The sequence below is a fragment of the Pseudoalteromonas sp. MMG007 genome (genome assembly GCF_018100985.1).
Taxonomy (GTDB): Bacteria; Pseudomonadota; Gammaproteobacteria; order Enterobacterales; family Alteromonadaceae; genus Pseudoalteromonas.
Genome location: NZ_JAGJEI010000017.1, coordinates 25,449 through 50,629 on the forward strand (window position 1 = coordinate 25,449; position 25,181 = coordinate 50,629).

A 25,181-nucleotide genomic window follows, 5' to 3' on the forward strand; every position below is an offset into this window, starting at 1 on the left:
TGAGAGGATTTATGCAATTTATTCATTATATTTCTATCGCCATATTCACACTTATATTTAGCAATAGTGTATTTGCCGAAGCGCCGGTAAAGGCTGCGCATCAGGTGGTTGACATAAAAAATAAAGCTAACTTTGAAGATGCAGAATTTAGCCTAAAAATTAACGATATAGTTATGCCGTACTCCGTGTTTTCGGTATTTGTAATGCCCCAAGAGCAAGTTGAGTTTGAGGTGCTTTTTGCCCAGTCAAAAAATGCCTACACGCTAATTAACACTCAAGGTAAATCGAAGCTTACAGACACCAACCGTTGGCAATGGCAAGCACCCAAAGAGTCTGGTTTAACAACGGTAATTATTGAGTCGCCCGATAAAAAGCAGCGTATGAAAATCAACGTTTTTGTAAAAGTACCCGCAGACAACGTTGAAGGAGGAAAGCTCAAGTATTACCATATTGGCCACTACCCTAAACCTTCGCAGATTAAAGACACTGCTCATTACATAGTGCCCGATGGATTTGTTGAGGTGACGCCTGAAAATGAAAACGTAAAAATTTCACCTCACTTTTCACTTAAAGAGTTTGTTAGTAAACAGCGAAGTAAGCACCCAAAGTATTTATTTTTACAAAATAAGTTACTACTTAAACTAGAAAAGATACGTAAAGAACTCATTTTAGAAGGTATACCGGTTAGTAACATGGTGGTTATGAGCGGTTATAGAACTCCCTACTACAATAAATCAATTGGCAATGTAAAACTTAGCCGACATGTATTTGGTGATGCTGCCGATATTTTTATAGATAACGATGGTAACTACCGTATGGATGACATTAATAAAGACGGTAAGCATTCAATAGGGGATGCTAAAGCGATGGCAAATATAGTTGAGTCGTTAGCTAGACGAGAGTCATTTAAAGGTTTACTAGGTGGTTTAGGTATTTATGGGCCTAAGTCGCACAGAGGCGTATTTATTCATGTTGATACACGTGGTTTTAAAGCGCGCTGGGTGAGTAAATAATTGCAGCTTCTACACCGCTTAGCACATAGCTAAACTAATTAAGTCGTATATGCGAGAAATTAACGGTGCTAGGTAAAGGAAGCTTTCTTGGCTTTTAACGCTCTTTGATTTAGCGGCATTTTATATGCTTACTGCGCTAGCCTTTTTTGTTTTAGGCTAAGGCGCTTATGCGAGCTATAAACATGGTGTGTATCAGCTGCTTTAACAAGGTATGCATCAATTTCTACAGATATTAGCGCCGATAATGGTTTTATTTCTAAAGTCCCAATACCGTCGAGGTCTGCAGATAGCAGCGTTTTATTACTAATAGCAAAAAGCGTTGTATCAAAATCGTGTAAGTGGTTATTTATATATAACTTAATGCCACCAAACCAATAATTAACTACTTTAATTTTGTTTGATTTGATTGCAAATTCAAATGTCTTTCTCATTAAAATCCCCTAATACTGAAGGTGTGAAGCAACATGTTTATTTTGTAAGAAAAAGCTTTAAATATAAAGGCTGCATAAGCAGCCTTTATATTATGTTATTGCAACATAAACGTTTCATACTCTAAATTTTCAAATTGTTTAGAAAGCCAAAATAGCCCAACAACAGAGGTAATTATAGTGGCTAACGCAAAGCCATAACCATAAAACTGTGGCCCTAAAGCAATTGAAAGTAAGGTTAAAACTACATTTATAACTAAAAATAATCCAGCCAAAAAGAGCACGGTTGACCGTTTATCTAAATAAAATAAAATATTTAAAATAGACAAAAATATAACCTGCACACCTACACCAACTACATCAATAAATAACAGTGTTTTGTAGTTAGGATCAATACCAATAAAGGTAAGTATTTGCTCGCCCCATAACAACAAGCAAGCCACGGTTATGCCTTGAATTTTAAATATGTCGTAAAGCCCAGAGCGAGCGGTTTGGATCATATTATCTTTTAAATAGTAAATTTCTTCTAACGATGAGCCTTCACGAATAGCGGTATAAAAACGGTCGTACTCTTCTACAAAGTCGGTTTCCATTTTTACTAAAAATACTGCCATACCAGGAATGATAGAAAGGTAAGCTAAAAATATTGGTAAGTCGTAAATTGGGCTGGCCCTGAGAGTGCCAATAATTTGAATTGACGTACTAGGCGAATACCAAAAAATAACTTTATCAGCCCACACGCCAATGTTATAAAATAGGCCACAAAAAAACAGACTGTAATACACTTTTTTATTATTTAGAAAATCAAAGCTTATAAACTTCTCACCTGGGTAGCGACGAATAATCATAAATAAGAAGCTAAAAAAGAGTAAAGCCTCTCCTGCAAAAAAGGCAAAAAATAACCCATCTATTTGCCAGTCTCGTAGTAAAAAAGCCAGTAAAACCATAAAGCTGTAACCACTGAGCATAGTAATGAGTATTAACCTGTACTCTTTCATTCCAGAGAGAAATATAGCGCCTAACCATTGATTACATAGGCTTACAAAAGCGCCTAAAATTATTATTTTAGTAACAACTGGCAAGGGTAATAATGGCCACACAGCTAGCCCTACTAATAGTGCCGCTATAGTCGTTACAAGTTGTGCGCCAAGTAAGTTAGGCAGTACCTTTGCATCTTCTTTTTGAAAAAATAAATCAGCAATAAAGCGAGTTAAGAGCAGTTGTAGTCCACCGGTTAAAATAAGTGATGCTGCCATCATGTAAGTTACAAGTGTTAAAAACTGAATGATCAGTACTTTTGGCAGTACTATTCCTAAACTTAATATACCAATAAGCATTAGTGCTAAAATCGAAAGCAGCCAAGGCCCAGAGCCAATTAATCCAGCATAACCATAAGCTTCAAAAACTGAGAGTAGGGTGTTCTTTTTGAGAATTTTACGTATCTCAAAACCTATTCCGGCCATGCCATTGTATCCTTATAAAGTTTATCGTAACGGGCAAACATGTGGCTCTCGTCATAAAATTTTTGCACACGGGTTAAGCCGCTTTGTTGGTACTCTAACCACATTTGCTCATTAGTTAGCATGTTTGAAATTTGCAGTGCAGTTTCGCTTGGAGAGGCAATTGAGACTACTTCACCGGCTTTACCTAATGCTTTATCTTCTTCAGAACCGCCTTCTATTATTTCACGGCATGACCCTACATCACTAGCAAGTACTGGTACACCTGCAGCCATAGCTTCTAAAAGTACTAATGGCTGCGCTTCAGAAATAGAGGTAAGCGCGACAATTCCTAGCTTTGGTAAAATTTGAGCTATATCTTGCATACCAGTAAATTTAATGGTGCTTTGTAAGTCTAAACTGCCTACGAGTAATTGGCACTCTTTGTAATATTGAGGGTCTTCTTCAAAGGGGCCTATGATCCAGCCTTCAACATTTGGCAGGCTCGACTGGGCTTCTTTAATAGCACGTATAAAGGTTTTAATGTCTTTTATAGGCACTACGCGACCTATTAAACCTACTACGGGTGGTATTTTGCTAGGTCGCTTTGCTAGAGATTCAACAAAGCGTGAGGTTTTTATACCATTGGGTACCACAAAGGCTTTATTGGGAGTTGCGCCATCTTTTATTTGGCGCTGCCTGTTTCCCTCATAAAGAGAAATAATTTTGTCAGCTTCTTGATATGTTGTACGGCCAATTTGTTCAAAAAAACTGATCCACATACGGCGTATAAAACCCATTTCGGTATTTAAGTTTTTTCCTAGACTTTGCTCAGACTCTTTAATCCAACTGGCTTGGATAAGATCTATTTTCCGCTCTTTGGTATAAATACCATGCTCGGTTAGCAAAAATGGCGTGTTACTTATTACACTGGCACCTGCGCCTAAAATACCCGCATAACCTGTAGATATAGAATGAATGAGTTTAACGTTAGGAAGTCCGCGTGCAATTTCGGCTATTTTAAATAAAGGTTTATATAGATTACGATACGACCAAAAAAAGTCGATAAAAGAAGATTCATCACAATATTTTAAATAGTAATTAGCAAGTACTTGCCACGATGATTCGCTGTATAAAAAGTCAGCTTCGTTTATGCCATCTTTTTTAGACAATGTTTCAAAAGCAAATTTTAATAACTCTGTAGGTATAGGCTCGTTGCAATCTCTAAAGTAACTTTGCAGTTGCTGCCAAAAATCAAATAACTCTTTTTTATACTTAACGCCATGCTTAGCTTTAATTTCAACAGTGTTATTTTCAACTAAATAATGAACATGCAGTTTGGTTACGTTTTTAGGCAATGTATATTGAATTTCGCTATAATGCTCAGGTGCTCCACCTACAAATATAAGTTCAAAGTTATAATGAGGGAGCCCCTCAATAATCTGATGAACCCAGCTCGAAACACCGCCACGCACGTAAGGGTATGTACCTTCTAAAAGTAGCAAAATATCGGCGTTTTTATTGCTCATGCCAGTACTCCTGTAAATGACGTAACTCGCTACCTTTAGGCTGCATAGGAAGCTCGTTTAGGTAGCGTTTACAGTCATCAAACTTGTTCATACAAAAAGCTACTTCAGCTTTGTATGGCAATACATGCCGCCTTGCCATACCAAACTCTGTGGCGAGTGCTAAATGCTCATGTGCTTGTTGATACTGACCAAGCGCAAGGCATATTCGACCTAAAAATATAAAAGTGGCAGGGGTTTTTACTTGCTCAACGCTTTGCAGCGCAAGTGCTTGTGCTTTTTCTAGGACGTATTGTTTTAGTGCGCCTTGCGCTAAGCCTAAATAGCTTAGCTCCCAGTACAATTGAGCAAGCTGTTTTTGTAAATTGCTTAGTTTGGGTTGCTTGGTTGTATGGGCTATTTCTTGCTGATATAGACTGACTTTTTCATTTATTTTGGCTTCTTTACCATCAAGCGTTGAGTAGGCTAATAAGCGAATATCGTCTTCTAAATCTTTAAGGGCTAGTTTTAATATAGGAATAGCTTGTGAATCGCTCATGTGACGTGCGGCCATCACAGCGCTCAAGCGTTTATTAGGCTCACTGGCATGTTTTAAAATTGCTTTTAAGCCGCCAATTGAGTAGGTTGGCGTCGCTGATATAGCCCTGGCTTCAAAGGGAAGCTCAGGTATTTTATGCTCTTCTATTTCTATATCATCATTTTTAAGTGGTTTACAAAGGGCGTATGTGGTCGCGAATACTACACCAATAACTCCTAAGACAGGCAGTGTAAAAAGTAGTAAAAACAGTAATGTAAAGGCGCTAAAAAGTGTGGTTTTATAATTTTGGGGTATAAAAAAATAGCTAACCACAGCAAACAGAGCGCTCGCTATGGCGTGTAGTGATATTGCCAAAAGCCAATTAGGTTCTTTTAGTACTTCTATTAGTGCAAAGTATTGGCAAATACACCCCACTATAGCGGCCACTATAATTATAATCATGACAGTGAAACCATTCGCTTTATGTCATCAGAGCTTACTGGTAAAGAAACTTGTTGCTCGATAACAATATCAAGCTCAGCTAAGGTGTTGCCTGTACGCTCTTTACACCAGGTGTTCATTCGGGCAATAAAACCTGCTTTTTCAAGCTCATCGGCAAGGGGCATTAATAGCAGTAACACTTGGTTTTCATTGTCGTATAAGTAAATATCTAGCCCACGGCGAGCTTCATTTAAATACCCCATAAGTTGGGTCGATTTATCTGAAATACTCATGGCTCTTATTTTGAGCAGCTGCGATGGAATGTTGTAACGTTCGGCTTCTTTGTTAGCACGTTTAACTTGGCTAATAAAGTAAGGTGACTCTTCTTTATTCATAACTGGGTTTGTTATTTCATGGCGAAGTAGATCGCCAATGTGCCCAGCCATTACGGCAAGAAGCGTAAGTGTGGTATTTTTGAGTGCAAAAAACTGTATCTTTTCAACCAATATAGCGCCATAAATAGTGTTGTTTACATCTATTAGAGGAATAGCGATATGGTACTTACTTAGGCCTGATGATGCTTTTTCATCTTTTACAGATACAAGCTCTTTTTCTTCAAACATAGCAAGTACAAGCGGATCGTTTGCCTCAGGTGTACCCATTTGGCCAATGCTTGCAAGGGAAGGCTCTAAAATAGTATCGTTTTCTACTTTGTATAAAGCCGCTTTTTCTAGCATGCCGTACTCGACAAATAGATCGATAATTTTTGATGCTGCACTGTCTAATCGTCTTTCTTGTAACTGGCCTATGGAGGTTCTAACTTCTTGTAAAGATTCGCGTAAGCTCAGAGTATGTCCTGCTAACATTTGCTCTATTTTATCGTGCGATGAGCTAATTAAATGATATTGGCGAGTAAAGGTTTCTAGTCTGTCAGTTACGTATTCAAGCTCAATACTTTGCTTTTGATTAGTACGTTCCCATATATCTCTAAATTCGCCGGCAATCATAATAACAATGATATAGCCAATCATCGCGTTAATATTAAACCCGCTTTGGGCAGATAAAATAGTTACTTTTAGTAATAATAATTGCCCTACAAGTAAGCATAAAATACTAATAAAACCTTTTGAAAAACCATAGCGTAAAGCAACTAATAATGGGCCAAGTACTGGCCACGAAAAGCCTCCCTCAGTCCAAAAAGGGTCTTCGGCGTTAAATAATACAGGCAGCCCTAAAGCAAGCGCGGTAAATATAACCACCTCAGCCCATATTTGTAGCTCAGGAACCTCTCTGGGTCTAAGGAAATGTGTTTTCACTCACTAACCTCTATGTACGAAATTAAATCAGCAATTACATCTTGTGCTGTTGCAGCAATACTGTCTCGGCCCCAGCCACTTTTAGCTATAGTGCCAGTCCATACTGGAGTTGTTTGTCCATTAACGCTAAGTGATAAAGTAAGCGCTACAACTGGTTCGCCATCAAGGCCTGCTTTATAACGCCACTCTTCAATACTGCCAGATAATACATAATCGGCTTGTTGAGTACTTAACCATTGCATTGCATTATCTAGACGGTACTGATCGTCAAGAGGAGGGAGTTCTTTGGTATTAACGCGAGGAGCACGGATTAATGCCGGTAATTTATTTTGTTGCCAAATGCTTGCTAAAATATCCTCAGCGCGCTCACCTGCAAGTGGGGTTTGTGCGTGGTTTACAAGCGGTAGTAAAGCCACTGTAACACTAGAGTTTAGCTCTACATCATCAGCTACTCTGCTGGTGGTACATGCTGATAATAGTAATACCAAACACGGTAAAATTAAACGAAACATACTCTCTCCTAACATTTAAAAATGTACGTAATAACCTAATTGTAATTGTGTATCTGAGTTACCTACTTTATTGCTACTTTGATAACCCAGCTGTAATTTAAATAAATCGTCGCCCATTACAGACCAGCCTGCGCCACTTGAAACAGATACATCAACCGTATCGTTAAGTGTTTGATACCCAGTACTTATGTCGAATAGCCATGAAGGACTTGCACCTAAATAAGGTGGCTCTAATGAGCCCGTTGATGCAAATGAAGTACCTAGCGCAAAGCGTCTAAAGGGTTGCAAATCAATTATTAATGGTCTTTGCTCTGTATTTATTAATGCGTTAACGCGTTCAAAGTCTTGCCATTGGGCGCTAAAATACGCATTCCAAATTGGACGATCTTTTAAAATACTGTACTGGTAACGAGCGTTATACTCTTGGCCGTTAATTAATGAACTGCCATTATCTCTTTGAGAAAATGACATTGCTGCCGCAGACAGCTGCACGTTTTGTCTATTATCAATGTTGTAATTAACGTAGGCCGTTGCTTTATCTAATTGGGCATAGCTAAGTAGCGCTTCGGACTGGCGATTCTCTACGTTATATTCAAGCTTTAAACCGACTTGTGTTCGCGCATTCCACTGATAACGTGAATCTAAACTTAGGCCTTGGCGGCTTGCAAAACTTCCCTGGTGGGAGTCAATTTTGGCATCAAAGTACCAACGGCCTCGCGTTATTTTGTCTTCAATAGCAAACAGCAATCCATTGTTATTTAAGTTTTGCTGATCGCTAATACTAAGCTTCCACTGACCATTAACATAAGGAAAGTAAACATTTACATCATATTGACTGCTGTTTAATCCGGCTTCTGGAGAGGCATTAACTTCAAGCGCTCTAAAGTACGATGTACGAGCATTTCTAAGTAAGCTCAATTGTGATTCGTTAGGCTCATCGGTTAGCTCTTCGTACCATCGCTGCATAGTGGCATAAGGCTGTTTTAAATAGAGCAGTGCATTAAGTTCATCAAGTTTACTTAGTGAGCCCTTAGCCATAAGCTGTTTAACTTTATTAAATTCACCATTGGTCATATAAAGTTGAAGCTTTTGCCAAGGCTCTAATTTTGTTGCGGCCCGCCTTGCAAGCCACCAATTTGTTCGCGGCTCGCCAATGGTGTCTGAGGCTAGTTCATCCATTGTATTAAGTTGCATTAAGTGAGGCATCGCCATAGCACCTGCCCAGCGAAACATTAAGCCTCTGTATGCGTACTTATCTTTTGGTAAATGCTGCAACAAATAATGATTTAACTCAGTTGCGTTTGCGTAATAGCCTAACTGCTTCATTACGTCAGCTAAGTTAACTAAGGTTGTTAAGTCGCTAGGGTCGCTTATGGCTAATTTACGTAGGTAAAAATACGCGCTGTTATATGATTTTTGATGTATTGATAAGCTAGCTAAAAGCTGTGTCCACTCGTAACTCGGATCATTTTGAGAGTAGTTAGCTAAAATACGCTCTATCATTACAGTATCGTGCATTTGTAGTGCGAGCCAACCTTGCGCTAACACAACATCAGGATTGTATTCACTCAATTTAGCCGCGCGATTTAATGTAGTGTACGCATAGTTTAAGTCACTTTGGTTTTGATACCAGTTAGAAAGCAGCAACCAAGCAGGGTAGAGCGCTTTGTTATAACGCTGCTTATCAAGTTCAGCATGAATACGCGCAACCGCCTCTGCATCATTAACTTGTGTACTAAGCAGTGCTATTTGTATTAGCTGCCTGTCGGTTTTATTTTCACTGGCCCATAAATATGCTAGTAATTCTTTTGGTTTACCTGCAAAGCGTAATTGTTGGTAATGAAGCATATCACCAACGCTTAAAGGGCTAATCTTTTTTAGTTGCTCAAGCGCATATAGCTCTTGGGCTTTATCTTGCACTCGCATAGCCATATCTACTTGGGCACTCCAAAATTCATCATCTGAACTTTGTGTTTTGTTTTTGAGCACTTGTAATGCAGTGTTAAAGTCGTCTTTTAGCCAAAATGCACGGGCGATCCACAGTAAATCTTCTTCTTTTTTAGGGCCTGAGTATGTTGGCCATAAAGCTCTTAGGGCTTTTAAATTTCCTGTATCGTGCAGTACTTTTGCTTTCCAGTATTGAGAAAGGGTACTTTTGCCATTTATTTGCTCAAAGCGTTCTATATGGTTTAGCTCTTGTTTTGGATTACCAATAAACTCATTCGTTTGCATCCACTTTGCAAAACCATTGCCTTTAAGATTTCTATTTTGTGCTTTGTATTCGTATATTTCGTCAGCATCTTGATACAGATAAAGTGCATTAGCATCATTAATGCTGTCGGTGAGCATCGCAGCGGTTACCGCTCGATTATCCATTAACCACTTAAATTCTTTGAGCGCTTCTCTTGGTTTATTTTGCCAACGCTTAATTTTCCAATTAAGCAAATGAAGCTCTTTATCACTTGGGCTTTTTAATATTAGCTTTGCTAATAACTGCTCTGCGCCTTTAGCATTACCATTAGCTAAACGCAGTTGCATGGCCTGCGTTAAATATTGGGTGTTATTAGGTTGTTCCTTGAGCAATACTTCAATAGCTTTGGCGGCATCTTCAGTGTTACCAGCTAAATTAGCTAAATAAAGAGTGCGTTTTGTGTTTTTTGCATCGCCGTAGGTTTTCCACCATGCGTAAGCTTGTTTAGGGTTATCTGCACCTAGGGCGGTTTCAATGGCTTTTACGGCAATATCAGCATTTATATATTTTTTATAAATGGCGAGTGCTTTTATTGGCATGCCAGCACTTAGCCAATAATCAGCTGCAACAAGAGGTTGGTTTTTTTGCGCGTAATATTGTGCGACTTTTTCATTTAAGCCAATTGCTTTGGCTATTTTGAGTACTTTTTCATTCCAGTTATTAAATGCAGTAATTTTAAGCGAAAGCTCTTCTAACCTGTCATCTTCTCTAGCGCCACTATTTACCCATAATGCATAGAGTAGCCTTATTCCAAGCTCCGTTTTTTTATCGCTTTTAGGAAGCTTGTTTAGTTCGTTAGTTGCCTGTGAATATTCGCTTAGCCCAATATGCAGTTCTATTTTTTTTGCACGTAGTTTTTCATTATTTGGGTCAGTATTAAGTGCGGCATTTAAGTATGATTTTTCAAAAGTGTAATCTTGTGAAAGTGCCTCTTCTTCAAAAAATAAAGTGTGTGGAAACAAAGCATAAAGTGCAAAACAACTAACAGCTAAAATAGCTAAAATTGTTTTAAAAGAAACTAATTGAGGGCGTTTTTTGTTATTCATTAAAATGCACCTCTTTTGCAGTCTAAGTAACCATAAAATTGACCTTTTGGCAGCTTAAATTGTGTTAGCTTACCGCGTGAAGTCCCTTTGAAGTGCTTACCCATGTGCGAGATAAATTCACAAGAACGTGCATTAATTAAATCTAAAGCAGCGGGAACCCATGCCTTGAAGCTTACAGGTCCATTAACTTGCCATGTATCAATAGCAACGTTTGCTGATGCTAAATAAGGACTGTTATTGGTTTGAGTATGGTCAAAGCTTAATTGTGCTATATCGTCAGTTATGTGTATGTAATCGCCTTTTTGTGTAACACCTGAAATCCCGGTGCTTTGAGTAACATTAGGTACATCAAAGTCACTTGGGATACGCAAAGTACGTATGCTTTTAGAGCTAAATAGCCACTCATCGTCACTGTTTTTTGCAAGTGCAGAGAAATAAAAGTCTTTTGCTATTTTTGCATAATCACTTAAATGCACGGGTGTATTTGGCCTCGCTAATACGTAGTCTATGTTGTGCTTTAGTGCATCAAGCCCTGCAAGCACTTCTGCAGAATAAAAGTGAAAATAGATAGTATAGGGCTTTAATCTGTATGGTTTTTCTGTAATTTCAAATGTTTCTGTTAAGCGCTTAAAACCATAATATGGGCCGTGCCATAAGTTGGTATAAACATTTTCATTAAGAATAGGCGCATAAATTTGATAAAGTAAATCACGCTCAGGACGGCCAATTGGTGAAACATGTGTAAGGCTAGGATTATCTGCATTTACGTCGGTGTTACCACCATTAACGTTTAGCACGCCAGCATCGCGAGCAAGCTCAAGTGCCTTAGGGCCAGGCGTTGCGTCTCCCGACCAAAGCATCATGACTGTTTTTTTGTTTTTAGGTGTTAGCTTTTCATCAATATATTTTATTGAGTCAGTAATTTCTTTTTTAAGACTAATACTATCGTAACCAGGTACATCTAAATGAAACCCATAATCGGTATCGTCTACGTCAATTTTCTTTCGTCCAGAAAGGGCTGTCCAAAAATATGGATGACTGTAAGTATGTGAAGCAACTTCTACGTAGGGCAGGGCAAAAATATCACGCGCAATAGCTTCAAGTTTCGGGCTCATTTTTGAGTGCAAGCCGCCTTGTTCAATATCGGCTTGTATTACTGATGAAGTAAGTGGCAGTTTGTAATGTTTAATGATTTCATCACGAATGACTTCTGCTGAATAAGGTTTACCCGAAAAATGCGCAACGCTTGTAAATCCATCACCATCTATATGAATAGTGAGCATACGTCGGCCACTAAGAGTGGTGGTATCGGGAACTAAAATTGGCGGTAACCCCATGGCTTTTGTAAGCAGTGTTTTAGGGTCGATAACCCATTTACTACCTTCCATTGGGAGAGTGTCTATTAACCATGGCGCGACTACTACGGCGCCGTACTTCGTTTTTGCCGCTTGAATAACGGTTGAATTGTCTGCAGAGTTAATAGTGATTAATGGCGTTGCATTTTTTGAGAGCTTTAAAAAATAAGGTTTAGTTATCGCCGGCGCAGTCGTTGCTTCGCCTTTTAGCCAAGGCTCAAAGTGAGCTAACTCATAAGGCGCCTTAGGCAAGGTGTTTAACGACTCTACACCTAATTTTAATAACAGTTTAGATGCGTTAGGTAATTCACCTAAAACAAGTTGTGGGACTACACCTAAATTAGATTCAAGCCAATTTGTAAGTGTAGGAGTATAAAAAGCATCGCTAACTGTCCACGAGATAATACCTGCATGTAGGCTTGGATCCACCAATGGCAGCGGGCGCTTTGCCATATCAACGTAATCAGGAATATAACCTAAGTACTCAATCATGGTGGCTAGTTTTAAATGAACAAGTGTGTATATAAGCGGTTTAACATTACTGTTATAAGGGATTAAAACTCGCCTAGGTACCGGTTTTATGCTCGATGTGCCCCATGTTTGTAGGTGCCCATCGGTAACCCATGGAGTAAAACCTGCTTGTTTTATTTTAAGTGCCATTGCAAGGCGGTTATTTTGCTTTGCATAATCGATAACTTGTACATTAAAACCTAAGGTTTGTGCTTTATTAAGCTGTGTAATTAACCATGCCTGATCGTCCTCTGTGGTTAACTTATAGCTGTTATCGCTTGGGTTATAATGACTGTATAAACCTTCAGCCACTATATCGTTGGCAAAACCCGCTAATTTAGGCAATACCTCAAATCCGCGATTAAGAATAAGGTGTTTATTAAATGTATTCGATAAGTTTTTTACGATGTCTACTAAGCCCGCTTGTTGCTCTGGCTTACTATGTTTAGCATCTAAAAGTTGGTAGCTATCTAAGGTATCTAAAAACAAACCACTAAAACCACGCGCTTTTAACGACGCTGCGCTGTTTTGCATATGTTGTTGCCAATGCCTTGAAGTTAAATCGGCAATGTGACTATTCCAGTTAGGGTTTAGTGAAAGTGATGATTCACTTTTATTGAATGATTCACCCACGCTTAAATAGGCATAAACGGCTATGTTACGTTTTTTAAACCATGCAAGCTCATGCTCAGTTACTAAATCAGGTTGTACGACAACTCGCGAGTAAAAAGTCATTTCGGCCAGTGGCATAGGGGATGAGTAGTAAAATGCGATACTATTATTTACAGGTTTTGCAAATACATGGACTGATACTAAGAGCGCAAGGTATAAAAAATACTTCATTTGTAATTCATTTCTATTAAATTATAACTATGACTCAAAGTGATGTTTTCCGTTTTAATGCTAGTTATTCTGTATTAGTAATATAGGCTTATTATATGTTAGTAGGCTGTTGATATCTATAGATGCTGTGATGCTTAACATAATTACTTAAATTGACACGCCACAGGTATGAACTTGTCAGTATAACGGCAGGCAAACTTGCGTACGTAGTGAAATTTGATTTAGATCACTCTATAGGTTAGTTTTTATTTTTACTAATTAAAGAGCTAGCCATTGTAAAGTGTTTACGACTAAAGTGTTGGTATTATTAGTATAAATGCAACACTATAAAGACTATAATGCTTTTAATAGACCAATCTGAATGTTTGCGCAGTCTAGCTTTTATTAATACTTAACTAATCACTTTAAAACTTTAATAAAAATAGAGTTGTAATTATCGTTACCGATAGTGTTAGAACCTGTATTTAGATGGGTATGAATCCTACCACTCAATATATTTATATACTCGGAGAAATAATGAGTAATCTAAGCTTAAAAAACAAACTGTTGTTATTAGCTATTTTGCCACTAATGCTACTTTTGATTAGTTTAATGTTGAGCTCTTATTATTTGGAGAATAAAAATCAGCAACAAAATTTTGACTCATTTAAAACCAAACTTATAAACGATAAGCAAACTTTACTACGCACTGAAATAGAAATCGCCAGTAAGGTTGTTCGTTATCAATTAGCGAATGGTTCACAAGAAGATGCAAAAAAAGCCTTAAGAGATTTAACGTTTGGGCAAGGTGGTTACTTTTTTATTTACGACACTAATGGTGTAAGCGTGTTTCATGCGTTGTTAGGTGATGCTATTGAAGGTCAAAACAAAATAGGTATGACAGACCCTAACGGTAAAAAAATTATTGTGGGGTTACTTGATCAAGCCCGAAATGGGGGAGGCGCTTTTAACTATCACTTTCAAAAACCAGGCACCACCGGCTTAATTGAAAAAATGGGCTACGCAGCCATGATCCCAGGAACAAATTGGATGATTGGCACAGGCGAGTACATGGATGACATTGATGCTGAACTAGCTAAATATCGTAATACTATGACAGAGCACATGAACGATAAAGTGACAACACTATTATTGATTGCGCTATTTTGGCTTGTTCTGACAATTGCATGTGCATTAATAGCTGCAAATACCATGGTTAAACCTATCCAGCGCATGGCGCAAAGTTTAGATGATATCGCCAAAGGTGAAGGTGATTTAACGAAGCGATTAGACATTGATACTAATGATGAAATTGGCCAACTTGGCGAAGCGTTTAATATGTTTGTAAGCAAGCTTCACGGTATTATTGCCAATGTAGTTGATGTTACTCATGATGTAAAAACCGCCTCTGGTGATATAAATACACAAACGCAACTAATTGAAAGTAAGTTACTTAATCATAACCATGAGACTGATCTTGTTGCTACTGCTATTACCGAAATGTCGGCGACATCTCATGAAGTAGCGCAAAATACGACGCAAGTGGCTGAGTCTACCCAATCAGCAACCCAAGAAGTAGCTAAAGCTCAAGAGTGTGTTGATATTTCACTCAGTGAAGTGAGTCATTTAATGAGTGAGATAAACTTAGCTGCTGAACAGGTTGACTCGTTAAGCGATCAATCTAAAAAAATTAACAGTGTATTAAGTGTTATTGGTGGTATTGCCGAGCAAACAAACCTGCTTGCATTAAACGCAGCCATTGAAGCTGCGCGTGCGGGCGAGCAAGGGCGAGGTTTTGCAGTGGTTGCTGATGAAGTGAGAAGCCTTGCGAGTCGAACTCAAGTAAGTACGCTTGAAATTAGTGAAATGCTCAGTGAGTTACACAATTTAGTAACAGCCGCAGTAGAGGCAATGCAAGCAAGCCAGCTAAGTTGCAACCGTTCTGTAGAGTCATCTCGTGCTATTTCTGAAAGCTTGGGCGCTGTTACAAGCTCTGTGAGAAATATTAACGATATGAGTACACAAATTGCGACTGCAGCGATGGAGCAAAGTAGCGTAACAGAAGAAATAAACCGTAACGTATTTGTTATTCAAGAAATAGTAAATGAGTTAACGACGTCGAGTAAAACCACCTCATCAGTGGGCCTTCATTTAGCTGGGCAAGGTGATAACTTGGGTCAGCTAGTTGGGCAGTTTAAAATCTAACAGATATAAAACTCACATATAAAGCTGCAATTTGCGGCTTTATTTTTAAGGGGGCTTATAAAGTTTATTGAATTTTTTTTAGTAAGCTCAGTCTATCTGCATGTAAATATATCTATATAGTGAAATATTCATGTCTGAAATACCAACAATTAAACACTGTGACCGAAATGCGCTTTTGCCTGAGCAAGATTTAGGTCGTTTAGTATCGTTTTTGCGCTCAAGGCTTGCAGCTCATGTTGATGCCAAGCTACTGCCAATGGATTTAACCTCAGCGCAGTATATTGTTGTAGTATTACTCGCCAGAAAGTCTGTAAATACCTTGGCAGGACTGTGTGAGTATATGGTTTATGATCGCGGTGCAATGAGCCGTTTATTAAACCGTCTTGAAGAAAAAGGGTTAATTAACAAAACAAAATGCGAGCTTGATAAGCGCTCAACTATTCTAAGTTTGAGTGAAAAGGGTAGGGCGCTATGCCCTAAAATTATGCCTTTAGTAAACGAGGTGTACGCTCAAGCATTAAATGGCTTTTCTGAACCTGAAAAAAATCAAATTATTGATTTACTATTTAAAGCTATAAACAACCTAGACTCAATACCAAACCCGCCTCAAAAGTAGATTATCAATAAAATAGCGATACTGTCTCAGTAAAAAGTTAGCCAGCGAATTGCCCAACCTGATTGTGTACATATCTTAATCTTGATAATATAGTTGCCTAGGCAATCAAAGTTACTATCTTGTTAGGTTTGTTATGATTGAAAATAATTTGTTAGTGCAATTGCAGCAGGAATTCCCGGAACATTCATTTATGCAACATCATTTAAGTGTTGTTCATAAGGGGCGTTTTGCGAATGCGATTGTGTATAGATATAAAGACGAAAAATTTGATTTAATTGTAAAAGACTTTAGCAAAAGCCCTTGGTTTATTCGTAAAACATTCGCCCGATTATCTGTTAATCAAGAATATAAAGGTTTAAGTCGATTGACGCAGTTAGATGCGGTGGTTAATCGGTATAGTCGTTTATCACCAATCACAGTAGCGTATGGGTATATAGAAGGTACACCGCTTAGAAGTTTAATACATGAAGGCAAAACACTACCGGTTAACTTCTTTCAAGACCTTGAGCACCAAGTTGCAAAAATGCACCGCCAAGGCCTTGTGCATTTAGATTTGCGAAATATGGGAAACATTTTATGCGGCAATGATGGTAAGCCTTATATTATCGATTTTCAGTCAACAATGAGCTTTTCGCGGTTTCCGCGCTGGTTACAACGCTTTATGCGTGGCTCTGATATGTCGGGCGTGTATAAAGCGTGGGATAAACTAAGTGATCAACCATTACCAGATGCTAAGAAAAGTTACTTAACGCGGTTTAATCATGTGCGTAAACGTTGGATATTTAAGGGCTATCCGCTTCAGCGTGGCTATGCTTGGGGGGCTGCACTTGTTACTCAATTCGTAAACTCTGATTTGGTGCGTAATATTACCGACAGACTTTAAAACACCAATTTCTTTATGTGATTAAGCCCATATTAGCTCGCTAATATGGGTTTTTTATCTAAGCCAACCTATTTAATCAGCACTTAGTTTAAAAATCAGTGTAACAATAACTTTCTTGACTGTTTTTAATATTTTTAAATAAACATTAGTACAACATTTGCTTTGCCCATACAATGCGCAAAAATTAGTGAGAGTATGTTTAATAAGTTCTCGATTTCCGCATGATTTTTTTATTGTTTAAGTACACTATTTGCACAGTGCATTTTTTAATTTTAAGGGTTTAAGATGATTGAATATCCGGTAGACCAACTTCCACAGCTCATAAATGATTTGATGCAATGTGAGACTACTCAGCGAAAAAACAAACTTTTAGAAGATGCACAGTTAACGCTTTCAATAGAGCACCTCTCTTTATTATTTGAAGCAATACCTAAAGAGCAGCGCCTTGAAATATGGCAGTTATTAGATGAGGACACACAGCACGAAATTTTTGTTAACTTAAGTGAAGACAGTTGTTTATGGCTACTACAAACGTTAGATGACACTGATGCGTTTAAGTTACTTGACGAGGTTAACGTAGAGGAACTACTTGAGCTTGAAGAAGTTATTCCAGAGCGTTTTGTTGAGTATGCAAAGAAACAGCTCGATGAAGCACAAACAAAGCAATATGACCTTGCGCAGCAATACCCGCCAGAGCAGTTAGGTCACTGGTTAGGCTTTGACTTTTTAAAAGTGTCGGAAAAACTAACCGCTGGTGGCGCTAAAAAGTTATTACATAAAGGCTTGCCGCAATACAGTGAAGTTATTTATTTAGTGAGCCGTAAAGGGAGCTTAATAGGTGAGGTGGCTGTCAATGATTTAATTAAAGCCAATGATGGCGATAATTTAATGACGCTTGCTAACCATGATTTTTCATCGTTGCATGCAGATGACGATTTATATGAAGCTGCTGAAGTGGTAATCCACTCAGAGCAAATGGCAATGCCAGTTGTTAATACAGACAATAAATTATTAGGGCGTTTGACGATTGCATCAGCGTACGAATTACGCCAAGAAATGGCCGATGAAGCAGCAGCTAAAGCCGGTGGTTTACGTGAAGACGAAGACCTATTTGCAAGTGTTCGCAAAAGTGCTAAGAACCGTGGTATTTGGTTAGGTATTAATTTAGTAACTGCTTTTTTAGCATCGTGGTTTATCGGTTTGTTTGGCGCAACAATAGAACAAGTAGTTGCACTTGCGGTATTAATGCCGGTAGTTGCTTCTATGGGAGGAATTGCAGGTAGTCAAACCCTTACTGTTATTGTGCGCGGTTTAGCGCTCGGGCAAGTTACAGACTCTAACCGTAATGCATTACTTAAAAAAGAGTTACGAGTAGGGGCTGTAAACGGGTTAGTTTGGGCTTTTGTAATAGGTGCACTTACTTATTTGTGGTTTAACGACATAATGCTGAGCATAACCATTACGGTGGCTATTTTATTAAACTTAGTAGCAGCGTCACTAGCGGGTGTCGTTATACCGTCTATTTTAGACAAAATGAAAATAGATCCTGCATTGTCGGGGTCGGTTATTTTAACTACTGTGACGGATATTGTCGGGTTTGTAACCTTTTTAGGCTTAGGCAGTTTGTTACTTTTATAAGTATGATGTTTAACTGTCGGTAATGCCTATGGGAGTTTACATAACGTAGGCGTTAGTGTTTTAAAGATTAAGCCACTGTCATCTCTAAAAATGTAAAAAGCCGCTATTAAGCGGCTTTTATTTTACTGTGCGGGTTAGGTTTTATGCCCAGCCTTCGTAGCGTTTACGACGCGACAACACAATTGTTAATATAATACCTAAAAACAAGCCAAAAAATGCAATAGCGCCGCCATAAGTTAAAAGTTGGCGTTTTTCTTTAGAGCTTGCTGCTTGCTTTTGAACTCGCTCTTGCTCAAGGGTTGTTTTGAGTTTTGTAATTTGTGCAGATAGCTGCTGGTTTTGGTCTGTCAGGGTTTGATTTTGCTCTTGTAACTGCGGTAGCTCTATTTGTGCTTGACGCAGTTTTTCTTGAATGGTGCTCATTTCACTGCTTAGCGTTTTGTACTGTTGGTGTATGCCAGTCGTTTTTGAAATAAACTTAGCTTCTATCCAACCTTCGCGGTCTTTATCATCTTTTACTTTAATGAAACCGTTATCTTCACCTGATAATAAAGTTAACTGTGTGCCTGCATCAACTGAACCCAATAACCGATAATTTTTACCTGCTCCTGAGCGCATAAAAGTATACAAGTTGTCGATAATATAAGCGGTGTTTGCATTTGATGAATTTGCTGGTTGAGCTTCTTCTGCGTGGCTCATAAATGTGGTGGCTGTTAAAAGTAGCCCAAATAAACAGTGTTTTAGCATTTATCTACCTTGTTGGTCTTACCGAGTCCGTTATTGTCGTGATTATTATTTCACATAAGTAGTCAGATAGTATGGATTTAATAGCGCAATAGCAAGGTTGATATTGTAACCCAGCAAAGGCTTAGGTCTTAGGGGCTGTTTATCTTTCGAGGTTGAATTTGCAGCAGGCTGTTTGGTATTTAGGCAAGGCAGAGCCTATGTAGTGTGGTTATTCCCCATAAATAGGCGATAACGTAGCATAAATACCAAACATGGGCTGCCCGAAGGGTTCTACCTAGGGGTTATTTACTCTTTGTTGCCTGCATGGATGTAGGTAAGGGGCGTGAGCAGGACGCGGAAGCTTCGCTCGGTTTTTACTTATTCCTACATGGATGTAAGCCAGTAGGGTAACGCAGGAGCAGTTACCGAGCCCACTATGTTACAAACCTCGCGCTGAGATTAAACCGCTCCTAGATTGAACAAATTTCTAATCCTGAAAGGTCAACAGGCCCTAAAAATAAGCCTAAAAAATTTGCATTGTTAAAGCGCTTTGTTTATTTTGAGCACTTATTTATTATAAAGGTAATCCGCAGACCGAATGGATACTGAGATAGAACTGAAGTTTTTGGTATCAGATGCCGTAATTCCACTGATCCCCTCGTTAATTACTCAATTTGCAAAAACGGTTAAAAATAAACCGTCACGCAGCTTACAAAATGCATACTACGATACACCAAGCCGTGAGTTAAGAGCGCTTGATATTGGCTTTAGAACCCGGTGTGCCGATAGCCAATGTGAGCAAACTATAAAGCTTGCAGGTGAAGTAGTAGGCGGTTTGCATCAGCGGCCTGAGTATAATTTACCTATTGACTCAAATCGCCCTAACTTGATGGCGTTTGATGCTAGTATTTGGCCGCATGGTATGCAAGTAAGCGCTATTTCTAAAAACTTGTATCCAATATTTAGTACTAATTTTATCCGTCGTACCTGGTTAATAGAAACTGAAAGTGGCGCTAAAATTGAAGTAGTACTTGATAAGGGCGAAATTGCAGCGGCAGGTAAAATTGAAATTATCAGCGAGCTTGAAATTGAACTGGTTGAAGGTAGCCGCAATGAGCTATTTGCGCTGGCCGATAAGCTTGTAAGCCAAAACTGCATTCGTTTGGGTTTGTATTCTAAAGCGGCGCGCGGATATCGACTCGCAGATGAGAACCCACTAACTCCAAGTAAGTCTATTGGTTTTGTTAAATTACCAAATTCAGCCAGCCAAGAGCAGGCGCTTATAGAAGCTATGAATTTTGGTATTCGTTTTGTTCAAAAGCATGAGCAGTGTTATTTCGATAAGCCAAGCTTAAAAACGCTTAAGCGCGTTACCGATGGCATTAGCTTAATTCGTCATACATTTTGGCTTTACGACGATATTGTTTCTAAAGAAAGTACCGATCACCTTCGAACAGAGCTTAAATGGCTTTTAAGTGAATTAGCATGGGTTGAAAATGCAATTCAACTTAAAACATACACATCTAAGCGCCATGCATTTTATAAAAAAATTAATGCTGCACCAGCGCTTGCCCAAGTGATTGGTGATTTGAAAGAGTTGCAGCCGAGCATTGATGATATAAACGCTTTGTTTCATAGCGCACGATACAATCGCTTGTTGTTATCGTTAACTACGTGGCTAATAGATAAACATTGGCGAAAAGATTGGGGGCAAGTTGAGCTTCAAGCTGCAGAGCAAAGTGTGTCATCTATTGCTAAAAGACTTTTTAATAAAGACTGGAAAAACCTGCACGAACTATTACCTAAAGAAAAAATGCTTGATGTAACGGCGTATTTAAACTTGCGCACTCAGCTTGAAAATAGTTTGCTCAGTGGTAATTGTTTAGGCTCGTTGTTTGATAAAGAAGAGCGCTTGGAGTTTAGGCTACCATGGCTTGATATTTCTCATGGCATATACGAACTCAGTACCCTTGAATATTTAAAACAGCTATGTGCAGGGCAAGAAGATGAACAGTTATCTAAAATCCAATCGTGGCTTGAGCAAAAGTCTGAATACTTAGTAAGTGCTATGGAGCAAAGTCGTATAGCTTCATTTGATATAGAGCCTTACTGGCAATAATGATTAAGCACGTTTGTAAAACTAATATATTACAGATGTGCTTCGTTATTATTTTTTATTAATGAGTCCCAATTCTTACGCTGAGCCAGTCTGGCATTTGTATAAAAACAAAAATGGCGTAAGGGTTTTTTATCAAAATTCCAGTGATAATACTTTTAAAGTAAAAGCGCAGATGAGCGTTAATAGTATATCCACCTATGACTTTTTAGCATTACTAAGTGATACTAAGACCGCCCCCAAATGGCTCGAAAACGTATCTCAAGTAAAAACAATTAAATATATAAGCCCATCCGAAAATTTAGTTTACAGCTATATTAATTCACCTTGGCCGGTGCGGGATAGAGACAGTATTACCCACACTTGTTATTCACAGTTAACTGCAAATAAAAGCCAATTACTTGTTAATGCTCGCTCTAATGTGTTGCCAAAAAATGATGGCGTTATAAGAATTACGACTTTAAACGCACGCTGGCTTCTCACTGAGTCCAAAGACCAACTTACGATTGAATACCAAGTATATGCTCTGCCTAGCGGTGCAATACCTACTTGGCTAAGTAATAAGGTTGGACTGAAAAGTACCTACAACACATTTGTGAGTTTACATTATTTGCTTACACATAAAAAATACACACCAACACCTCCTCTTATTAAAACCGGTAAATGCTAAATACCGAATATGTAATAATTTTATGGTGAGTTTAGTGTTCGTTAACTAAGCTATTAAGTATAAGATACTTAGTAACTATATTTAGGAGCGCTAATGAAGTTTGTAGTTACGCTATTATGTTTATTGTACTGTTCGTGCTTAGTTGCAAAAGAATATACGTTCGGGGTAGTGCCTCAATATGAGCCTCAAAAACTAAATGCTATTTGGCAGCCTTTACTTGCGCAAGTATCTAAACAAACAGGCATAAAAATAAAGTTAGTTACTGTTGAGTCTATTCCGGTATTTGAACAAGCGTTTGCTAATGGTGAGTATGATTTTGCTTATATGAACCCCTGGCACAGCGTAATTGCATACGAGCAACAAGGCTATATACCTCTGATAAAAGACGCTAGCAGGAAATTACAAGGCGTACTAGTTGTTAACGAGAATAGTGGTATAGAGAGTGTAGAAGAGTTGGATGGAGCTGAAATTGCCTTTCCTGCACCTAATGCATTGGGGGCGTCACTACTTATGCGTGCTGATTTAGCGCTACTGTATGGCTTACAAATAAAACCAGTTTATGTACAAACTCATTCATCTGTTTATCTGAATGTAGCACTAAATTCGACAAAAGCTGGCGGTGGGGTGCTTGGTACGCTAAAGCAACAATCTAAAAACTTACAAAGTAAGCTTAAAGTTATTTATAAAACGCGTGAGATAAGTCGTCACCCGATTGTGGGTCACCCTAGAGTAAAAGAGCCGATACAAAAAAAAGTACAGCAGGCTATTTTACAAATAGGCAAAAGCCCTAGCGACAGACACTTACTACAGGGCATACCCATTAACATTCCTGAAATTGCTACTTTGGCTGAATATCAGCAGTTGTCCCGTTGGGGATTACGTGAGTTTTATGTTGAAAATTAGAGGGTTTAGGAGCTTAAGAGCGCAAAGCTTTATTGTTGTATTGCTATGTGGATTACTGATGGCAAGCCTTTTCATATTTTATGCTTTACCTGAGCAGGCTCGCTGGGTAAATGACGACTTATCAAAATCTGCACAGCGATCGCTCGTCCAGTTATCAACATCTATTACTACCCCATTACTTACTAGGCAATATGCGCAGCTATACGAAGAGCTAGACAGTCAACTGCAAATACATTCAAACTGGAAAGGCATTAAAATTGTTGATGCGCAAACAGGAAACCAATTATATCCGCTCGATGATTGGATAGGCACTGCTAATAGTGGCGATATGCTGCTTACTCAGCAGGTTGAATTTTTGGATAAACCACTTGCCTATATTAGTTTAGTTGTTAACTTTGAGGACGAAGTTGCTCAATCATCGAAACTTCACTACACACTAATATCTATACAGTTGATGATTTTGGCCATTGTATTTATTGCCGTAGCGTGGCTTGTTGATTATAGGGTCACATCGCCACTTAGGGAATTAAAGCAATCATTTGCACGTTTAGCTAAAGGCGACTTTGATTGTCATATTGAAAAAAAGCAAAAAAATGAAGTAGGCAGTGTGATAAGTGCGTTTAATAATATGGTTAATGAAGTTGCAAGCAACCATCAAAAGTTAAACAGTTTACGTATTCAAGCGGAGTCTGCGAGTAAGGCTAAGTCTGACTTTATGGCTAGTATGAGTCACGAACTAAGAACACCGCTTAATGCTATTTTGGGTCTTGCACAGTTATACGAATATGATGATAAGGCCAGTAAGGTACATAAAGAAAATGGGAGAAGCATTTATCAAGCCGGTGAGCATCTATTATTACTAATAGATGATGTACTTGATTTAACGGCTATAGAGTCGGGTAATATGCAGTTTACTTTTGACTATGCACCACTAAAAAATATTCTTGAAAGTTCAGTTGAGCTTGTTGGTGAACTTGCAAAAGGCCAATCAATTTCTATCCATACCAGTGGTTTTGACGAGCTTGAAGGTTTAAGTATTTACGTGGATCAGCGCCGTTTTAAACAAGTTATGCTTAACTTGCTCTCTAATGCCATAAAATACAATAAATCCAATGGCAGCATTAATATTAACTGCAGAGTATTGAGTAATAAACAATGTGAAATAGAGGTAATTGATACGGGGTGTGGTTTTGCGCCCGATGACATGAATCGTTTATTTAAACCCTTTGACCGCTTAGGTGCTGAAACAAGTAAAGTAAATGGTACTGGAATAGGTTTAGTCATAACCAAGCAGTTAGTGGAGCGAATGCAAGGGGCTCTGAGTGCTGAAAGTGAGCAACAAAAGGGTTCATGCTTTACCTTAACATTTAACGTTTTTGAACAGGAAAATTTACCACTACAAGAGCATACCGTTAAAGTAACAAAACAAAATTTAAATGCTGTAAGCCTTCCCACGCTTGAGGTATTAGTCGCCGAGGATCAGGTGACTAATCAGCAAGTTTTAAAGCAACAACTTACGATGCTTGGAGTCAGTTCAACCTTTGTGAGTAATGGAGAGCAAGCGTGGCAGACACTTCAAAATAGCCAATTTGATATATTATTAACGGACATTCAAATGCCTTTACTTGATGGACTTGGGCTTGCAAAAAAAATACGTAGTCACCAGCAATTTAATGAATTAGTTATAATAGCCATCACCGCTAACATTACTAAAAATAATATAGATAATTGTTATAATGCAGGTATGAACGGGTTTTTAACTAAACCTATTGAGCTTGTAAAACTTAAGTCTCTTCTCATGGAACACTCTCAAACCATGATGAATACACAACCTCAACAAAGCACGTTAGCAGGTGTAAAATCAGGCGCATTTGATCAATTAGATCTTCCTTTACTTAGATCAATGCTCGGTGATGACCCAATGGTCCATTGCATGGTGTTTAATGCGTTTTTACAAACTGCGGGTGAACAGGTAAAGCTTGCAAGCGCATACGCTAAAAATAACAATTACCCAGATTTAGCTTTTCAGGCTCACGCATTAAAATCGTCTTCTAAATCAGTAGGAGCTATTAAACTTGCCGATATATGTCAAAAAATTGAATCACTTGCAGAAGGTAACTCAATTGATATTGAACACATGAAAACCCTAGAAGTATCGTTTAACGAGGTGGTTACTCAGCTTAAAAGCTATTGCTTAAAGTATGAAAAATAGACATAAAAAATGGCTCAATTTGAGCCATTTATTGAG

Annotated in this window: 18 protein-coding genes; 9 read left to right on the plus strand and 9 right to left on the minus strand. The window is 38.4% G+C overall.

Annotated features, from left to right (window positions below; all coding sequences use genetic code 11):
• The first annotated feature begins 11 nt into the window (after positions 1 to 11).
• Complete coding sequence (locus tag J8L71_RS16410) at positions 12 to 1,013, plus strand: D-Ala-D-Ala carboxypeptidase family metallohydrolase (RefSeq protein WP_211001483.1); 1,002 nt, start codon at positions 12 to 14, stop codon at positions 1,011 to 1,013.
• A gap of 128 nt (positions 1,014 to 1,141) precedes the next feature.
• On the opposite strand, the gene J8L71_RS16415 is transcribed toward J8L71_RS16410, so the two are convergent.
• The 8 genes from J8L71_RS16415 to J8L71_RS16450 all read right to left on the minus strand — a co-directional run bounded on the left by J8L71_RS16415 (position 1,142) and on the right by J8L71_RS16450 (position 13,197).
• Positions 1,142 to 1,444 carry a hypothetical protein gene (locus J8L71_RS16415; protein WP_211001484.1) on the minus strand — a complete coding sequence of 101 codons (303 nt, stop codon included), beginning with the start codon at positions 1,442 to 1,444 and terminating at the stop codon, positions 1,142 to 1,144.
• Between the two features lie 95 nt (positions 1,445 to 1,539).
• Positions 1,540 to 2,904 carry an exopolysaccharide Pel transporter PelG gene (gene pelG / locus J8L71_RS16420; protein WP_211001485.1) on the minus strand — a complete coding sequence of 455 codons (1,365 nt, stop codon included), beginning with the start codon at positions 2,902 to 2,904 and terminating at the stop codon, positions 1,540 to 1,542.
• A complete protein-coding gene (gene pelF, locus J8L71_RS16425; RefSeq protein ID WP_211001486.1) occupies positions 2,892 to 4,409 on the minus strand; it encodes a GT4 family glycosyltransferase PelF in 1,518 nt (505 codons plus the stop codon). Before pelF ends, pelG begins: the two co-directional genes overlap by 13 nt.
• A complete protein-coding gene (locus J8L71_RS16430; RefSeq protein WP_211001487.1) occupies positions 4,399 to 5,385 on the minus strand; it encodes a HEAT repeat domain-containing protein in 987 nt (328 codons plus the stop codon). Before J8L71_RS16430 ends, pelF begins: the two co-directional genes overlap by 11 nt.
• On the minus strand, positions 5,382 to 6,680 hold the full coding sequence (locus tag J8L71_RS18655) for a PelD GGDEF domain-containing protein (RefSeq protein WP_211001488.1): 1,299 nt from the start codon (positions 6,678 to 6,680) through the stop codon (positions 5,382 to 5,384). Before J8L71_RS18655 ends, J8L71_RS16430 begins: the two co-directional genes overlap by 4 nt.
• On the minus strand, positions 6,677 to 7,192 hold the full coding sequence (locus tag J8L71_RS16440; protein ID WP_211001489.1) for a protein PelC: 516 nt from the start codon (positions 7,190 to 7,192) through the stop codon (positions 6,677 to 6,679). Before J8L71_RS16440 ends, J8L71_RS18655 begins: the two co-directional genes overlap by 4 nt.
• 15 nt (positions 7,193 to 7,207) lie before the next feature.
• Positions 7,208 to 10,489 carry a tetratricopeptide repeat protein gene (locus tag J8L71_RS16445; protein ID WP_211001490.1) on the minus strand — a complete coding sequence of 1,094 codons (3,282 nt, stop codon included), beginning with the start codon at positions 10,487 to 10,489 and terminating at the stop codon, positions 7,208 to 7,210.
• Positions 10,489 to 13,197: an endo alpha-1,4 polygalactosaminidase gene (locus J8L71_RS16450; RefSeq protein WP_211001491.1), complete on the minus strand. Its 2,709-nt coding sequence runs from the start codon at positions 13,195 to 13,197 to the stop codon at positions 10,489 to 10,491. The genes J8L71_RS16445 and J8L71_RS16450 overlap by 1 nt, the downstream gene beginning before the upstream one ends.
• Positions 13,198 to 13,713: 516 nt before the next feature.
• Here J8L71_RS16450 and J8L71_RS16455 point away from each other — a divergent pair.
• The 4 genes from J8L71_RS16455 (at position 13,714) to J8L71_RS16470 (ending at position 18,518) form a co-directional block, all read left to right on the plus strand.
• A complete protein-coding gene (locus J8L71_RS16455) occupies positions 13,714 to 15,381 on the plus strand; it encodes a methyl-accepting chemotaxis protein (protein WP_211001492.1) in 1,668 nt (555 codons plus the stop codon).
• Positions 15,382 to 15,511: 130 nt separating this feature from the next.
• Entirely contained in the window at positions 15,512 to 15,997 is a 486-nt protein-coding gene (locus tag J8L71_RS16460; RefSeq protein ID WP_211001493.1) for a MarR family transcriptional regulator, read from the plus strand.
• A gap of 133 nt (positions 15,998 to 16,130) precedes the next feature.
• Positions 16,131 to 16,880 (plus strand): RIO1 family regulatory kinase/ATPase, encoded by a 750-nt coding sequence (locus tag J8L71_RS16465; protein ID WP_211001494.1) that lies wholly within the window; start codon positions 16,131 to 16,133, stop codon positions 16,878 to 16,880.
• A 285-nt stretch (positions 16,881 to 17,165) separates the two neighbouring features.
• Positions 17,166 to 18,518, plus strand: a complete 1,353-nt coding sequence (locus tag J8L71_RS16470; RefSeq protein WP_211001495.1) for a magnesium transporter — start codon at positions 17,166 to 17,168, stop codon at positions 18,516 to 18,518.
• 141 nt (positions 18,519 to 18,659) lie between these two features.
• Here J8L71_RS16470 and J8L71_RS16475 read toward each other — a convergent pair whose 3' ends face one another.
• Positions 18,660 to 19,265 (minus strand): TIGR04211 family SH3 domain-containing protein, encoded by a 606-nt coding sequence (locus tag J8L71_RS16475; protein WP_211001496.1) that lies wholly within the window; start codon positions 19,263 to 19,265, stop codon positions 18,660 to 18,662.
• 577 nt (positions 19,266 to 19,842) lie between these two features.
• Between J8L71_RS16475 and J8L71_RS16480 the strand changes: the two genes are divergently transcribed.
• From J8L71_RS16480 to J8L71_RS16495, 4 genes are all read left to right on the plus strand, one after another.
• Entirely contained in the window at positions 19,843 to 21,363 is a 1,521-nt protein-coding gene (locus J8L71_RS16480) for a CYTH and CHAD domain-containing protein (RefSeq protein ID WP_211001497.1), read from the plus strand.
• Positions 21,364 to 21,400: 37 nt separating this feature from the next.
• Positions 21,401 to 22,030, plus strand: a complete 630-nt coding sequence (locus J8L71_RS16485) for an START domain-containing protein (RefSeq protein WP_348771820.1) — start codon at positions 21,401 to 21,403, stop codon at positions 22,028 to 22,030.
• A gap of 93 nt (positions 22,031 to 22,123) precedes the next feature.
• Positions 22,124 to 22,933 (plus strand): phosphate/phosphite/phosphonate ABC transporter substrate-binding protein, encoded by an 810-nt coding sequence (locus tag J8L71_RS16490; RefSeq protein WP_211001498.1) that lies wholly within the window; start codon positions 22,124 to 22,126, stop codon positions 22,931 to 22,933.
• Positions 22,920 to 25,145, plus strand: coding sequence for an ATP-binding protein (locus J8L71_RS16495; protein ID WP_211001499.1), 2,226 nt, complete (start codon positions 22,920 to 22,922; stop codon positions 25,143 to 25,145). Before J8L71_RS16490 ends, J8L71_RS16495 begins: the two co-directional genes overlap by 14 nt.
• Positions 25,146 to 25,181: the final 36 nt, after the last annotated feature.

What these genes read in the sequence shown, in the direction of transcription:
- J8L71_RS16480 (WP_211001497.1), top strand. Translation starts at nt 19,843, where the DNA reads ATGGATACTGAGATAGAACTGAAGTTTTTGGTATCAGATGCCGTAATT.
- J8L71_RS16410 (WP_211001483.1), top strand. Translation starts at nt 12, where the DNA reads ATGCAATTTATTCATTATATTTCTATCGCCATATTCACACTTATATTT.
- J8L71_RS16475 (WP_211001496.1), bottom strand. Translation starts at nt 19,265, where the DNA reads ATGCTAAAACACTGTTTATTTGGGCTACTTTTAACAGCCACCACATTT.
- J8L71_RS16445 (WP_211001490.1), bottom strand. Translation starts at nt 10,489, where the DNA reads ATGAATAACAAAAAACGCCCTCAATTAGTTTCTTTTAAAACAATTTTA.
- J8L71_RS16495 (WP_211001499.1), top strand. Translation starts at nt 22,920, where the DNA reads ATGTTGAAAATTAGAGGGTTTAGGAGCTTAAGAGCGCAAAGCTTTATT.
- J8L71_RS16455 (WP_211001492.1), top strand. Translation starts at nt 13,714, where the DNA reads ATGAGTAATCTAAGCTTAAAAAACAAACTGTTGTTATTAGCTATTTTG.
- J8L71_RS16490 (WP_211001498.1), top strand. Translation starts at nt 22,124, where the DNA reads ATGAAGTTTGTAGTTACGCTATTATGTTTATTGTACTGTTCGTGCTTA.
- J8L71_RS16465 (WP_211001494.1), top strand. Translation starts at nt 16,131, where the DNA reads ATGATTGAAAATAATTTGTTAGTGCAATTGCAGCAGGAATTCCCGGAA.
- J8L71_RS16430 (WP_211001487.1), bottom strand. Translation starts at nt 5,385, where the DNA reads ATGATTATAATTATAGTGGCCGCTATAGTGGGGTGTATTTGCCAATAC.
- pelF (WP_211001486.1), bottom strand. Translation starts at nt 4,409, where the DNA reads ATGAGCAATAAAAACGCCGATATTTTGCTACTTTTAGAAGGTACATAC.
- J8L71_RS16415 (WP_211001484.1), bottom strand. Translation starts at nt 1,444, where the DNA reads ATGAGAAAGACATTTGAATTTGCAATCAAATCAAACAAAATTAAAGTA.
- J8L71_RS16450 (WP_211001491.1), bottom strand. Translation starts at nt 13,197, where the DNA reads ATGAAGTATTTTTTATACCTTGCGCTCTTAGTATCAGTCCATGTATTT.
- J8L71_RS16440 (WP_211001489.1), bottom strand. Translation starts at nt 7,192, where the DNA reads ATGTTTCGTTTAATTTTACCGTGTTTGGTATTACTATTATCAGCATGT.
- J8L71_RS16460 (WP_211001493.1), top strand. Translation starts at nt 15,512, where the DNA reads ATGTCTGAAATACCAACAATTAAACACTGTGACCGAAATGCGCTTTTG.
- J8L71_RS16470 (WP_211001495.1), top strand. Translation starts at nt 17,166, where the DNA reads ATGATTGAATATCCGGTAGACCAACTTCCACAGCTCATAAATGATTTG.
- pelG (WP_211001485.1), bottom strand. Translation starts at nt 2,904, where the DNA reads ATGGCCGGAATAGGTTTTGAGATACGTAAAATTCTCAAAAAGAACACC.